Below are 13,843 nucleotides of genomic sequence, written 5' to 3'. Positions count from 1 at the left end.
TATTTATATCTTGCGGCTAAATTATTGCTTCAACAATAAATTAGGATCCATAGTCTGCACCATTTGAATACGCTGGTCTGCATAAATATCGGTATATGGCGCAAGGATGCGCATAAAGCGATCGAAGTACAACATTTGTTTGAATAATAAAGCGAAGTCACGTGGGAAGCGAATACCATGACGCTCTCCGACTTGTACCATATCCATCATGATGTCATTCAAATCGGCAGGATTCGAGGTTAATAACTCTTGCGGATCGGCCAAAAGCACACCGCTAAATAAGCGCTCTAAGTCGGCAGCTAAGACTTGTGTATCAATTTTGACAGCCGTCATGCCCATTTTCAGCATATTTTCAGCCATCAAGTTGTAGTCAGTTTTTTGTAGGGCATCCATAAACGCAATACATGCTGTCCACACTTCAGGTTTCAACTGGCCCACGATACCAAAATCGATGAAGCCAACTCGACCATCTTCAAGCAGCATCAGGTTGCCTGCATGTAAGTCTGCATGGAAACTATTACATAACATCAAGCTGCCAAACCATGTATTCATCGCTGTCACCAAAACTTGCGATGGATCTTTAGCGACTTTCTTGACCACATCAAAATCGGTCAATGGTACGCCGTATAAACGCTCCATGGTTAAGACGCGACGTGTTGAATATTGGTGATAAACTTTTGGTGCAGTCGCGGCTTTGTTTTGAGTTACATTCAGATAGTTCACAAAGTCATCAAGATTTTGAGCTTCTTCAATAAAGTCCACCTCACGTACCATGCGAACTTTAATTTCTTCAACAATATCTGCAAGTGAAGCAAATTTGACTTTAGGTACAGCTTTTTCAACCAGTTTGGTTGCCCAATGTAAAACGTTTAAATCTGTATAGAGAATCGTCTCGACACCCGGTTTTTGCACTTTAATAACGACATTTTCACCACTGACCAATTTAGCGGCATGCACCTGTGCAATCGATGCAGAAGCTAAAGGCTTTTCATCAATTGAAGCAAATATTTCATCTAAATTACGACCAGCAAATTCTGAAGCCAATACCTGCTGCACATAACTAAACGGCAGTGACGGTGTCTGATCTAAACAACCTTGAAACTCTTCTACATATTCACGTGGAAATAAAGAAGGTGTACTGGCAATAAATTGACCTAATTTAATATAGGTTGAACCCAGTGATTCAAAAGTTTCACGCATGAGTTTTGCGTTACTTGGTTTTTCTGTCGCGTATTTAAAACCGGCTTTAGCCGCGACCACTGCGGTCTCACCCATTCGGGCAACCGAGCGAATTCCATCTAACCAGATATTGTTTTTCATAATGTCTTAGAAAAAAATAATTAACATGAGTGTAGCAAAAAAATAAGGGCTTGCTGCTTTATCTTGCCTGACAGATTGGACAATCGGGATCTTTTTCAAAAGCGAGAATTTTTTGTTTCATTGACAAACCATCCCATAACAAAAGCTTTTGTTTCAGTGCTGTCGTCCCTAAACCCAAATAGAGCAAAGCATGATGAGCTTGCAAACTTGCCATAACATTTGGTGTAGTTGCAAGTACACCCGAGTCTGCACAGCGCAAACTTTCACTGGCATGCTGTTCTTTTGGAAATAAACATTCATAACAGGCAGCATCAGCTTCAACCATAAATAACTGCCCTTGAAAGCCAATTGCAGAAGCACTAATCAGCGCCACATTATTTTCTGCGCAGCTCGCATTGACCAAATAACGCGTGCTAAAGTTATCACATCCATCTAGAACCAAATCTTGTTGTGAAATCAATACCTTTGCGTTGCTTTCATCTAATTTTGTGGTATAGCTTTGCACTCGGATATGCGGGTTAATCGCTTTTAAGCGTTTAGCCAAAATTTCCGATTTATAAAAACCTACGTCATTTTTGGTATACGCGATTTGTCGTTGTAAATTACTGATTTCAATTCGATCTGCATCGATTAAAGTAATTTGTCCGACGCCTGCACGTGCCAATAATTCGGCTGAGGTACACCCAATTCCACCACACCCTACGATGAGTACATTGGCAAGTTTTAGCTTCTCTTGTGCATCGATGTCCCATCCATCAAGCAATATTTGACGGCTGTATAAATGCATTTCATCATCACTTAATTCAAATTCAGATGTTGATTCATTCGATTTAAACGTAGACAAAGTATTTCCTTATTAAAATTCGTCAAGCATAAAAAATGGGCGAGTTTATATCGCACGCAAAAGATTAAAACACCGATATCCATCAAATGTTGTTCGAGTACAAACCCGAAACAGTGTAAAAACACCCTGCTATTTGAGCAAGACAATATACAGCTTAAAGTTAAAATAAATGCTCTGTAGACATGGCATTTTTCTCAGTTAGCGTATCTTCAATTACACTATTTAAAATACAGTATCTCAGACACCTTAGTACGTAGAAACATCATAGAGGTATAGCGTATACATGTTTTAAAAATAATAAATAATAAATAAAAAATATAGTTATATTTTTAAACATATTTAGTTGCACTAGAGCTGCTTATATTAGGTTAATTTTAATGATTCTTTTCTACCTTAGCCTCAGAAAATAAAACTTAATCCAAGACATTTTAAGCGTTTATGTATGCAAAGAGATTTAATCCGTAGGTATATGTATGAATTCAGTGAGAATTAAATTGCTGACACAATATGTTCGATAAACTTATGACCTAACACACATTATTCAAATACTTTGTACTCAGTCATATTTACCCCTTTACCCCAAAGTGATTACTTAAAAGTGGAGAATAAAAATGTCACAAGAATACGTTGAACAAGATCAGCGACAAAAATTATGGGAACTCATTAAAGACGTGCGTTTCACCATGATTAGCCATGTCACTGACAAGCAAGAAATTCATTCTCAACCTATGACCATGCTTAATTCTGATAAGATGAATGAGCATGAAAATATCTATTTTCTTATGAAAGAAAACAATGACCTTGTAGAGGCAGTCAATGCAGGTCGTAATCATCTTGGATTAGCATTCGCTAAACCTTCAGACGATATTTATGTATCAATTAGTGCTCATGGAGAAATCAGTACAGATGCGGCCCTAATCGATAAATTATGGAATCCTTGGGCTGAAAACTGGTTCGATGGCAAGACTGATCCTACTGTTCGCGTTTTGATAGCTAATGCTATTAGTGCAGAATTCTGGAATGTCAAAGACAATAAAGTCACCCATTTATTCAAAGTTTTGAAGGGCAATTTAACGGGTAAAACTCAAGAACTTGATACTGAGCATAATACCCTGAACTTAAAATAAATGATTTTATTGATTCGAATTAATGCTTTAATTTTAGGTTAATTTGGATTGTCCCATAGTTAGTCAAATACATATATGATCTCGAATGAATGGTTTCACCAGCTCAAATATCAATTTCAAAAAGGCTGCATCAAGCAGCCTTTTTTGCGTATATAAATTGACTCAACTGACCTTTTGAATTAATTGCGTTTTGGCCACTTCTTGTTGCTTCAATAAATTACGTTGGATTTTTCCACTCGATGTTTTAGGCAATCCATCTACAAATTCAATTTCTTTTGGATAAGCATGTTTGGATAAACGAGATCGTACATAGGCTTGTAGTTTATCCATGAGTTCAGAACTTGCTTGATATTGTGGTTTCAATACCACAAAAGCTTTGACTAATTCAGTTCGCTCAGGATCAGGCTTACCGACAACTGCTGATTCTAAAACCTCTTCACATTCTAATAATGTGCTTTCCACATCGAAAGGCCCAACACGATAGCCTGACGTTGTAATGACATCGTCTGCACGACCTACAAAATCAATGCCGCCTTCTTCGTTTAAACGAACGGTATCACCGGTTAAATAGTAGTTCCCGACAAAGGCTTTACGATTATTGCCACCATAGCCTGTGAACCACATGAGTGGAGATTGCGACCAGTCTAATGCCAATGTTCCAATGCCACCACGTTCAATTTCTTGATAGTCTTTATTAAGCACCGCGAAACGATGGCCCGGTATAGCAAAACCGGCTGAACCCACTTTTTTGTAGTGTTCTAAAGCGTGATGATTTGCAATCACCATACCGAGTTCTGTTTGCCCATATTGGTCATAAATATTGACGTTTAAATCGTGATTAAACCATTGAATCACTTCGGGCGTTAGTGGCTCTCCTGCACTACTCACAACCCGTAAATGTGATTTTAGGGATTCATCAAATTTTTCTTTGAAGCCAAAGAACATACGAAAAGCCGTTGGTGAACCAGTCAAATTACTGACTTTATATTTTTTGATGACTTGAAGTGCATGATCAACACTAAAAGCCCGTTCATCCATAATAATGCTGTGTCCTAAACTTAATGGCCCTGCAATTCCATAGTACAAACCATAAGCCCAACCCGGATCTGCCAAATTCCAAAATGAATCTTCATCACGCAAATCAACCGCATGTGTCATATACCCTTTAAATGCCAATAACGCTTTGTGTGGCACAGGTACAGACTTGGCTAAACCGGTCGTTCCCGATGTAAACATCATTAAAAATTCATCGTCAAATGAACGGGGAACTGAGTTAAATGTGGCGTCATGCAATTGCAACTCTGACCAAAAGTCAGGATCTGTTTGAATTGCTTGATCGGCATGTACGTTTAAAATATGCGGTAAATCAATGTGATTAAGTTTTGATCGTTGCTCAGTGTTGGTTACAATCAGCTTTGTTCCCGCAGTTTGCACCCGATGCTCAATCGCTTTGGACTCAAATGCCGTAAACAAAGGCTGATAAATTGCCCCTATACGCCATGTTGCCAAAATAGTAATCAATAACTCTGCAGTACGGGGTAATAGACCTGCAATGCAATCACCTGCTTTTAGCCCAATGCGCTGATAATAATTCGCCAATTGTGCAGAAGCTAAATCTAATTGCTCAAAAGTCCATTGTTCAGATTCACCATTTTTACCTTCCCAGATCAGTGCAGTTCGATTTTGCCCAACATAGCGCCCACAACATTCATCATAAGCATTGATTGAACTTGGCGTACCGACCAATTGTTCTGCAACCATTTTTTCAAAATTAAAATCACGATATGCTTGTTCTAGTGTCTTCATGACGACAATTCCTATCCTGTTCTCTATGATTCAAAGTGCATGACTTTGAGGTTTATTGATCTTGTTGTTGTACCGCTGCGTACTAGTGACGATTCCTTTGCCACATCCGCTTTTACTGCTTTTCTATACACCGATTGCAATGTCGGTTTTTTAGTTTTGAAACTTATACTCTTCGACAATCTATTCGTAAATTACCTATTCTTAGACTGTCTATACCTAGATAACCATGTTTGGATGTGCCCTGCAATTTCCATAACCATCAACGCCATTGCAGGGTTTGAACATCGACTAAAGTCTATTTTTTAACCTTTCACCCTTTGGTGACTTCACGTGCAATCACCAGCCGCTGAATGTCCGATGCACCTTCATAGATTTGACTGACACGCACATCACGATAAATTCGTTCTACTGGGAAATCAGATACATAACCATAGCCCCCATGGATCTGAATCGCATCTGAACACACCCGTTCAGCCATCGTCGATGCAAAAAGTTTCGCCATCGAGGCTTCTTTTAAACATGGAAAACCTGCATCTTTTAACGTCGCTGCATGGAAAATCAATTGGCGAGCCGCCTCAATTTGGGTAGCCATATCCGCGAGGCGAAATGCCACGGCCTGATGCTGTACAATCTCTACGCCGAATGCCTTGCGTTCATTGGCATATTCAACGGCTGCATCTAATGCTGCTCGTGCCATACCCACAGACTGCGCTGCAATACCAATTCGACCTGACTCTAGGTTTGATAAGGCAATTTTATAGCCTTCACCCTCTTGGCCTAAAAGACTATCCGCAGGAATACGACAGTCATCTAAAACAATCGTTGCTGTATCGGAACAATGCTGACCCATTTTGTCTTCTAATCGCGATACGATATAACCCGGTGCATCCGTCGGTACTAAAAAGCACGAAATCCCTTTTTTACCTGCAGACTTATCCGTTACCGCAAAAACCAAGGCTACTTGGGCATGTTTTCCTGTGGTAATAAATTGCTTGGTGCCATTTAACACCCACTCATCACCATCACGCTCTGCTTTACATTCCAATGCGCTCGCATCTGAACCCACTTGTGGTTCTGTTAGGCAAAAACAACCTAACCATTCGCCAGTGGCTAATTTTTTTAAGTATTTTTCTTTTTGTGCTTCTGTACCATAACGCTGCGTAATGCCACATGGCAGTGAATTTTGTACGCTAACAATTGTGGAAATCGCACCATCGCCCGCAGCAATTTCTTCTAAGGCAACAACCAAAGACACATAGTCTAAACCTGCACCACCCCATTCATCCGAAACCGTCATGCCTAAAGCACCTAGCTCACCCAGTTCCTTAAGTTCTTGTGCAGGAAATGACGCCGTTTTGTCACGCTCTGCAGCCGTCGGTTTCAGTTTTTCTTGCGAATAGCTTCGCATCATGTCCTGAACCATTTTTTGTTCATCATTTAAAATCATGAGACTTCCTTTTCTAAATCTTTTATAGCGCGTATAGCTTTAAATTTTGGATAACTGCGGAATTAAAAATACTTTGGCTGTATAAAACAAAGTTGGATACACGCCGACGTCATTTGCAACTGTCTGAGGCAGGACGCCATTAATCTTTAATGTTTCTGTAACCTGTAAATCAATAAATATTTGATGACGAGTTTTGCAAATGACAATGGTTTTGGTTACTTTTGCCGAAACAAAAGTAACGAGATGAGCTACTGTCAACAAAGTTATTCTCGATCAGACTCCTTCGTAGAAGCCTGAATAAGCAGTTTTAATAAATAACTATTTAGGCTGCATACGGATCGCGCCATCAAGACGTATCACTTCGCCATTGAGATAAGCATTTTCAAAAATATGCGTCACTAATTTTGCAAACTCTTGTGGTTTTGCTAAACGTGGAGGGAAAGGCACCATTTGCCCCAAAGCATCTTGTACATTTTGTGCTAAGCCTTTGAGCATCGGCGTTTCCATAATACCCGGAGCAATGGTCATCACACGGATTGATTCACGTGCAAGCTCACGTGCAAGAGGTAATGTCATTGCAACCACTGCCCCTTTGGATGCTGCATAAGCCGACTGACCAATTTGACCATCAAAAGCCGCAACCGATGCCGTATTCACAATCACGCCACGCTCTTCTTCACCTGCTTTTAATTCATATTTAGCAATCAGTTGTGCCGCATAGCGCAGCATGTTGAATGTGCCTGAAACATTAATATTTAATACTTTTTGGAACATCGCCAAATCATGTAATCCGTCACGACCTAAAACTTTTGCAGAGGGTGCGATACCTGCACAGTTCACTAATCCATTGAGTTGACCAAATTCCGCTTCAACTTGTGTAAAGAAAGAGCCGACCGCTTGTTCATCGGTAACATCCAATTGAACAAATTTCGCATGATCACCCAGTTGACGTTGCATCGCTTCGCCATGTTCATGATTCATATCCACAATAATCACTTTGGCACCCAAGCCAATCAGATGTGTTGCTGTCGCAGCGCCTAGTCCTGATGCACCACCTGTCACAACAAAAACTTTTCCTTTAATGTCCATAGCATTTCCCTATTTATGATGTTTTGTTTTAAATTCAACTTAAGATGCAGAGTAAACAGAGAATTTATTCAGTACAATTTCCAAATGTTGCATCTTTTCTGATGTATTTGGACAATTCTGAACAAGGACCTATCCGCACATATGCCGAAGCATGGACTCGAATACAGTAAAGGGACGATTTCTATCGACTTGGTGCATGAAGCATTACACGATGCGCAAAAAAAGCACTTTGATATTTCTGCTATTTTACAAAAGTCTGGTATACCCTCAGAGTTACTGCTATCAAGTAAGACCAGAGTTTCTGTTTCTCAATATGCGGCTTTATGGACTCATCTTGCAGATGTGATGGATGATGAATTTTTTGGCATGGATCGGCATGCCATGCGACGTGGTAGCTTTAAGCTACTGTCGAAAATGGTCATGCATAACAGCACCTTGGGGGATGCACTTAAGCAAATCTTACAATTTTTAAATCTGGTTTTAGATGACTTGCATAGTGATTTAACCATTGAAGATCACTTTGCTTATATCGTGATCTATGACCAACAAGCGCCTAAACGCATGTTCAGCTATGCAACATATTTGATGCTCATCCACACGCTACTGTGCTGGCTAAGTGGTCAACGGATTTTATTAAACCAAATCCAATTTAAATGCGATGCACCACTTGATGATCACGACTACAAAGTCCGCTTCTGTGAAAATATTCATTACCAAGCCAGTCAAAACTATATACAGCTCGATGCCAGTTATTTAAGCCTTCCAATCAAACAAGACACACGTTCGTGGTATCAATTCCTACAACAAACACCTGAAAACCTCTTAGTGCGATTTAAAAACCCGTATGCACTTAGCAGCCAAATTCGTAAACAACTGTTAGACGTTTCTCCTGCTGAATGGTTAGAGTTTTATGAGTTGGCGGTCAAAATGAATATGTCGGAAGCCACAATGCATCGCCGTCTTAAAAGTGAAGGTGTGAGTTATCAACAACTCAAAAATGATATCCGACGAGATACCGCCATCGATTTTTTAACCCATACCGATAAAAGCTTACAAGATATCAGTGAAGAACTGAATTTTCATGATCCGAGTGCTTTCCATCGGGCTTTTAAAAAATGGACAGGCGTCAGTCCCGGTGCGTATCGACAAAATAATGCGCCTGAATTCAAGGCCTAAAATTTGATATTCGCTATTTATAAATTGAATATTCATCTAATTAATAGAAAATCAATAACTTAAAAATATTCAATAAATAGACTGACCATTCATCCTTGAACGATTGCTACTTTAGTCTAATTAGGTTATTTTTCACTCAATTTAAAGCGCTTTGCTTATTTATTTTCCAATTCTCCTGCATCTCCTTGAAAGGCTTTCCTATGCTTAAGATGATTGATGTTCTTGAACAACAACTTGTTCAAAACTTTTCAGATTCTCTTTTCACTCAGATTGACGCAATTGATGAACTGTTTCATGAACAGCTTAAAACTGTCGCAGATATCGATTTGCAAAATTTGATCTCACAATTTTTTAGCACTGAAAATGCAGTTGAAGTTGCTCATGCGCTGGATATTCAAGCGGATGACATTGAAGCAATTCAAGCAGGTGCAAATCTAAAAGATGAAAATTTAGTGAGTGCAACTGCAAAAATTATTGCTTACTGTCTTGCAGTAGAAACAGCAGCTTTAGAACAAGTTGAAGTTTTCGATAGCTTACAAGATTACCCAATGTAAGTATTGATCACATATAAAAAGCAGCGAAAGCTGCTTTTTTATTGGAAAGATTATGTTACGTCTATAATTCACTATAATTTTTGAATATTCATTACACTAAAATATCTAAGCATTTTTCATGCAAGCTTACACATTAATTTATATAACAATATTTCAGCATAATTAAATCCAATAAAGTATTTTATATCAAATACCTATATTTGATTTATACGCTTATCTCGATTTCTATTATTCTTAGCATTTATTCTGTTTTGTTTCTGAAATATTTCCGTCGTATCTATGTGCTCATAATTCAACACTTGATTGTGAACGATATGACTTCCCTATTTAAAAGCTCAAAACTAATTTTTTCTACGCTGACATTCAGCCTATTCAGTAGCTCTATATTTGCTGCTATTCCTTCGACACTTAAACTGGATTATGCCTACTATGCACCGACCAGTTTAGTAGTGAAGGAACAAAAACTCTTAGAAAAAGCATTACCCAAAACACAAATTAAATGGGTCTTTAGCCAAGGTAGTAATCGCTCACTTGAATATCTCAATAGTGGCAGTGTGGATTTTGCCTCAACGGCAGGACTTGCAGCCGTTTTGAGTCGTGCCAATGGCAGTCCGATTAAAACTGTATACATCCAGTCACAGCCTGAATGGACGGCATTGCTTGTGGCAAAAAACTCTCCGATTAAAAGTCTGAAAGACCTCAAAGGCAAAAAAATTGCAGCGACCAAAGGAACCGATCCATTCATGTTTACATTGCAGTCGTTGGAAACAGTCGGCCTCAATAAACGTGATGTGCAATTGGTACATTTACAACATCCTGATGGAAAAACAGCTTTAGAACGTGGTCAAGTCGATGCATGGGCGGGATTAGATCCACTCATGGCATCGGCACAGGTACAATCAGGCGCACGTTTGCTGTATAGAAATGTGGGTTTTAACAGCTATAGCGTTTTAAGTACCAAACAACAATTTAGCCAGCAAAGTCCTGAAGCCGTTGAAGCTGTGATTAAAGCCTATGAACAAGCACGACAATGGGCTAAAGCCAATCCAGATAAATTAGCCGAATTATTGGCACGTGAGTCTAAGCTTCCATTGGCTGTTGCCAAGCTCCAGTTAAGTCGTACCAACTTTGAGCAAAATATCCCAACTGCTAAACACATTGCGGCCTTAAAGAAATCTGGCACGATTTTGACTGAAGAAGATTTAGTTCGTAAAGGAACCAATGTCAATCAAGTCATTGACCAACTTTTTGAAGCACGTTATGCGAAAAAGGTTGTGAAATAACATGTCATCATCACTGACTCAACCCAAAATCGATACAGCGGTTTCGACCGCTTCCGATTCATCAAACCATATAAAACCCAAGTTGATCTTGATTTTAAAAGGTCTTGCTCTACCTGTGGTTTTATTGCTGCTATGTGAAATCTTGGTCAAAAATGGTGTTATCGAACCGTATCTACTCCCCGCTCCGAGTAGTCTTTGGCAGTCATTTATAGAGTTATCTGAAGGTGAACTTTGGCAGCATATCTGGACTAGTACTTGGCGGGTATTTTTAGGCTTTTTTATTGGTAGCGGACTTGCTCTGATTTTTGCACTCTTAGTCGGTTTGAACAAACAAGCCGAAGCATTTTTGGAACCTACATTTTCAGCAATTAAATCTATCCCTAGTTTGGCATGGATTCCCTTACTGCTCTTATGGTTAGGTATTGATGAATCATCAAAAATCACCCTCATTGCCATAGGTGCTTTTTTCCCGACCTATACCAATACCGTTGCAGCAATTCAAGGTGTAGACCGAAAACTCATTGAAGTTGCTCAAGTTTATCGTTTGAAATATTTGAGACAGATTCGTGAGATTATTTTACCTGCAGCATCACCGGGTATACTTACAGGCTTACGCAATAGTTTAAGTTTGGCGTGGATGTTTATGATTGCAGCAGAGTTGATTGCAGCCACGCAAGGTATTGGCTATTTGCTCAGTGATGGTCGTGAAACCTCACGTCCAGATATCGTAATTATTGCCATTATTCTATTGGCGCTCTTAGGGAAAATCACCGATAGCCTGATGAAATATCTAGAACAATACCTATTGCGTTGGCGTGATGTGGTGAAGTAACGTATTTTTCCACACTTGCAAATGCACACATGCAAATATTCACATGTGAATTGAAAAAAAATAAAATAAAGCGCATTCAATGCGCTTTATTTTTGACTATTTCTTTAACACCAAATCAGTGTTGCCACTGGCCTAAACTGACACGGTCATTGCCACCATAATCTTTTACAGTCCGAACATTTCGATACCCAGCTTGTAAGAACAAATGTCTGACCGCTTCACCTTGGTCATAACCATGTTCGAGCACCACCCAACCATTCACGGTTAAATGTTTTTTGGCTTGAAGAATGATTTGTTCAAGATCTGCAAGCCCATGATTATCTGCAACCAAAGCACGTTCAGGCTCTGTTGCCAAATCCTTCATGTGTACATCATCAGCATCGATATACGGCGGATTTGACACAATTACATCAAAGAAAGCACGACCAAAGGGTTTCAACCAAGAACCTAAGACAAACTGCACATGTTCAAGATCATGCTTTTTGGCATTAAATTCAGCAACTTCCAATGTAGGTTCGTAAATATCCGAAGCCACAATTGACCAATCTGGACGTTCACTGGCTAATGATAACGCTACAGCACCAGTTCCTGTTCCTAAATCGACCACACGAGCATCTTCAGGAAGTTCTAAACGCAGTACAGTTTCAACGAGTACTTCCGTATCAGGACGTGGCACCAAAGTATTTTTAGTCACTTTTAAGTCTAGCGTCCAAAATGGCTGAGAACCTGTGACGTAAGCCAAAGGCTCACCTGCGGTAATACGTGCAAGACTTTCAACATAGAGTTGTTCTTGCTCAGCTGTTAATTCTTGATCCTTTTTCATGATTAAATCAAAAGAATCAATCTTGGTGATATGCTCTAACAACCACGCATTTTCCTGACGTTCATAACTCTCAGGTTCACCACGATAGGCCAAAGCCTGTGCAATATTCATTAGCCACCATTCTGCTGTGCTAATAACGCCAACTGATCGGCTTGATATTCACGATGCAAACTATCTAACAATTCAGTCAAATCACCTTCCATCACTGCATCCAACTTATACAGTGTTAGGTTAATACGATGATCAGTCATACGACCTTGTGGATAGTTATAGGTACGAATACGCTCAGAACGGTCACCAGAACCCACCAAGTCACGTCGCATTTCAGATGTCGCTGCATCTGCCGCCGCACGTTTGGCATTTTCTAAACGAGAAACTAATAACGCCATCGCTTTGGCTTTGTTTTTATGTTGTGAACGTTCATCCTGACATTCTACAACTGTACCCGTTGGTATATGGGTAATACGCACCGCAGAGTCAGTTTTGTTAATGTGCTGACCACCCGCACCAGATGCACGATAGGTATCGATACGTAATTCTGAAGGATTAATTTCAACACTTGTGTCTACATCAATTTCCGGCAAAATCGCAACAGTACATGCCGAAGTATGAACACGACCTTGTGACTCTGTTGCAGGAACACGCTGTACACGATGTGCACCACTTTCAAATTTCAAACGACCATATACGCCTTCACCATTGATGAGGCAAATCACTTCTTTATAACCGCCATGTTCGCCGTCATTTTCAGACAACACTTCAATACGCCAACCTTGTGATTCAGCATATTTACTGTACATTCGATACAAGTCACCAGAGAAAATTGCAGCTTCGTCACCACCTGTTCCGGCACGAATTTCTAAATAAGCAGAGTTCGCATCATTCGGATCTTTTGGAATCATCAGAATGTTTAAGTCTGCTTCAAGCTGACCGATCAAAGCTTTATTTTCTTTGATTTCCTCAACGGCCATCTCTTTAAAATCTGGATCCGTCATCATTACTTCAGCAGTCTCAATATCTTCTTCAGCTTGACGGTATTTTTTCCAAACTTCAGTGATTTCAGATAAATCACTATGCTCACGTGACAACTGACGGAAACGTTTGTTGTCTGAAATGACTTCTACATCTGCGAGTAATGCATTTAATTCTTCGTGACGGTCAGAGAGCTGATCTAATCGTAAACGTAACGATTCTTTCATTTTTCAAAAAATCTCAATACACAGGCTCTACCGCTAAACTTTCACGGATATGCCAAAATTCAAAATAATGGGGCTAGTGTACCGATAATGGGTCTGAAATGACATATATATTGTTTTTTGGCCTATCAATGACCCGAGATAAGAAAGTGTGAAATTCATCACTCCTACCTTTCTCCACAAAGTCGTACAGATTTTCTGCATTCGACCATTTTTTTCACAATATTAATAAAACTTATACAAACTAGACACTCAAATCACCAAATAAAGAGAAAGCTCTCCATATTTATAACGAATAGTTTTGTTACATTTACTGCCATCGAAATGATTATGAAAAAGTCCTCGC

At 39.5% G+C, this 13,843-nt stretch carries 12 protein-coding genes; 5 read left to right on the top strand and 7 right to left on the bottom strand.

The genetic code is table 11. The annotated features are described in order from the left end of the window. Positions 1 to 21: 21 nt before the first annotated feature. Both FTV50_RS03495 and FTV50_RS03490 read right to left on the bottom strand, forming a co-directional pair. Complete coding sequence (locus FTV50_RS03495) at positions 22 to 1,320, bottom strand: AarF/ABC1/UbiB kinase family protein (RefSeq protein WP_078193949.1); 1,299 nt, start codon at positions 1,318 to 1,320, stop codon at positions 22 to 24. Between the two features lie 58 nt (positions 1,321 to 1,378). Then, positions 1,379 to 2,107, bottom strand: coding sequence for a HesA/MoeB/ThiF family protein (locus FTV50_RS03490; RefSeq protein ID WP_180023567.1), 729 nt, complete (start codon positions 2,105 to 2,107; stop codon positions 1,379 to 1,381). A 668-nt stretch (positions 2,108 to 2,775) separates the two neighbouring features. Here FTV50_RS03490 and FTV50_RS03485 point away from each other — a divergent pair. Then, positions 2,776 to 3,291, top strand: a complete 516-nt coding sequence (locus tag FTV50_RS03485; protein ID WP_180023516.1) for a pyridoxamine 5'-phosphate oxidase family protein — start codon at positions 2,776 to 2,778, stop codon at positions 3,289 to 3,291. 162 nt (positions 3,292 to 3,453) lie between these two features. Here FTV50_RS03485 and FTV50_RS03480 read toward each other — a convergent pair whose 3' ends face one another. The 3 genes from FTV50_RS03480 to FTV50_RS03470 form a co-directional block, all read right to left on the bottom strand. Beyond that, complete coding sequence (locus tag FTV50_RS03480; RefSeq protein WP_180023515.1) at positions 3,454 to 5,097, bottom strand: AMP-binding protein; 1,644 nt, start codon at positions 5,095 to 5,097, stop codon at positions 3,454 to 3,456. A gap of 310 nt (positions 5,098 to 5,407) precedes the next feature. Next, the gene (locus FTV50_RS03475) at positions 5,408 to 6,544 is read right to left on the bottom strand and encodes an acyl-CoA dehydrogenase family protein (protein WP_180023514.1); all 1,137 of its coding nucleotides are present in this window, start codon (positions 6,542 to 6,544) and stop codon (positions 5,408 to 5,410) included. Positions 6,545 to 6,862: 318 nt separating this feature from the next. Then, positions 6,863 to 7,633, bottom strand: a complete 771-nt coding sequence (locus FTV50_RS03470; protein WP_180023513.1) for a 3-hydroxyacyl-CoA dehydrogenase — start codon at positions 7,631 to 7,633, stop codon at positions 6,863 to 6,865. Between the two features lie 141 nt (positions 7,634 to 7,774). Here FTV50_RS03470 and FTV50_RS03465 point away from each other — a divergent pair, with 141 nt between their 5' ends. From FTV50_RS03465 to FTV50_RS03450, 4 genes are all read left to right on the top strand, one after another. Then, positions 7,775 to 8,809 (top strand): AraC family transcriptional regulator, encoded by a 1,035-nt coding sequence (locus FTV50_RS03465; RefSeq protein WP_180023512.1) that lies wholly within the window; start codon positions 7,775 to 7,777, stop codon positions 8,807 to 8,809. Between the two features lie 200 nt (positions 8,810 to 9,009). Further along, the gene (locus FTV50_RS03460; protein ID WP_180023511.1) at positions 9,010 to 9,363 is read left to right on the top strand and encodes a hypothetical protein; all 354 of its coding nucleotides are present in this window, start codon (positions 9,010 to 9,012) and stop codon (positions 9,361 to 9,363) included. Positions 9,364 to 9,677: 314 nt separating this feature from the next. Continuing rightward, complete coding sequence (locus tag FTV50_RS03455; RefSeq protein WP_180023510.1) at positions 9,678 to 10,646, top strand: aliphatic sulfonate ABC transporter substrate-binding protein; 969 nt, start codon at positions 9,678 to 9,680, stop codon at positions 10,644 to 10,646. A 70-nt stretch (positions 10,647 to 10,716) separates the two neighbouring features. Further along, positions 10,717 to 11,478 (top strand): ABC transporter permease, encoded by a 762-nt coding sequence (locus FTV50_RS03450; RefSeq protein ID WP_373683670.1) that lies wholly within the window; start codon positions 10,717 to 10,719, stop codon positions 11,476 to 11,478. A 115-nt stretch (positions 11,479 to 11,593) separates the two neighbouring features. Here FTV50_RS03450 and prmC read toward each other — a convergent pair whose 3' ends face one another. Beyond that, on the bottom strand, positions 11,594 to 12,412 hold the full coding sequence (gene prmC / locus FTV50_RS03445; protein ID WP_180023508.1) for a peptide chain release factor N(5)-glutamine methyltransferase: 819 nt from the start codon (positions 12,410 to 12,412) through the stop codon (positions 11,594 to 11,596). Next, the gene (gene prfA, locus FTV50_RS03440) at positions 12,412 to 13,500 is read right to left on the bottom strand and encodes a peptide chain release factor 1 (RefSeq protein ID WP_078188570.1); all 1,089 of its coding nucleotides are present in this window, start codon (positions 13,498 to 13,500) and stop codon (positions 12,412 to 12,414) included. The genes prmC and prfA overlap by 1 nt, the downstream gene beginning before the upstream one ends. Between the last annotated feature and the right edge of the window lie 343 nt (positions 13,501 to 13,843).

Origin of the sequence: Acinetobacter sp. YH1901134 (assembly GCF_013416965.1) — a bacterium.
GTDB lineage: Bacteria > Pseudomonadota > Gammaproteobacteria > Pseudomonadales > Moraxellaceae > Acinetobacter > Acinetobacter amyesii.
The sequence above is the reverse complement of the archived record's forward strand: the minus strand, read 5'-3'. Positions and strand labels throughout refer to the sequence as shown.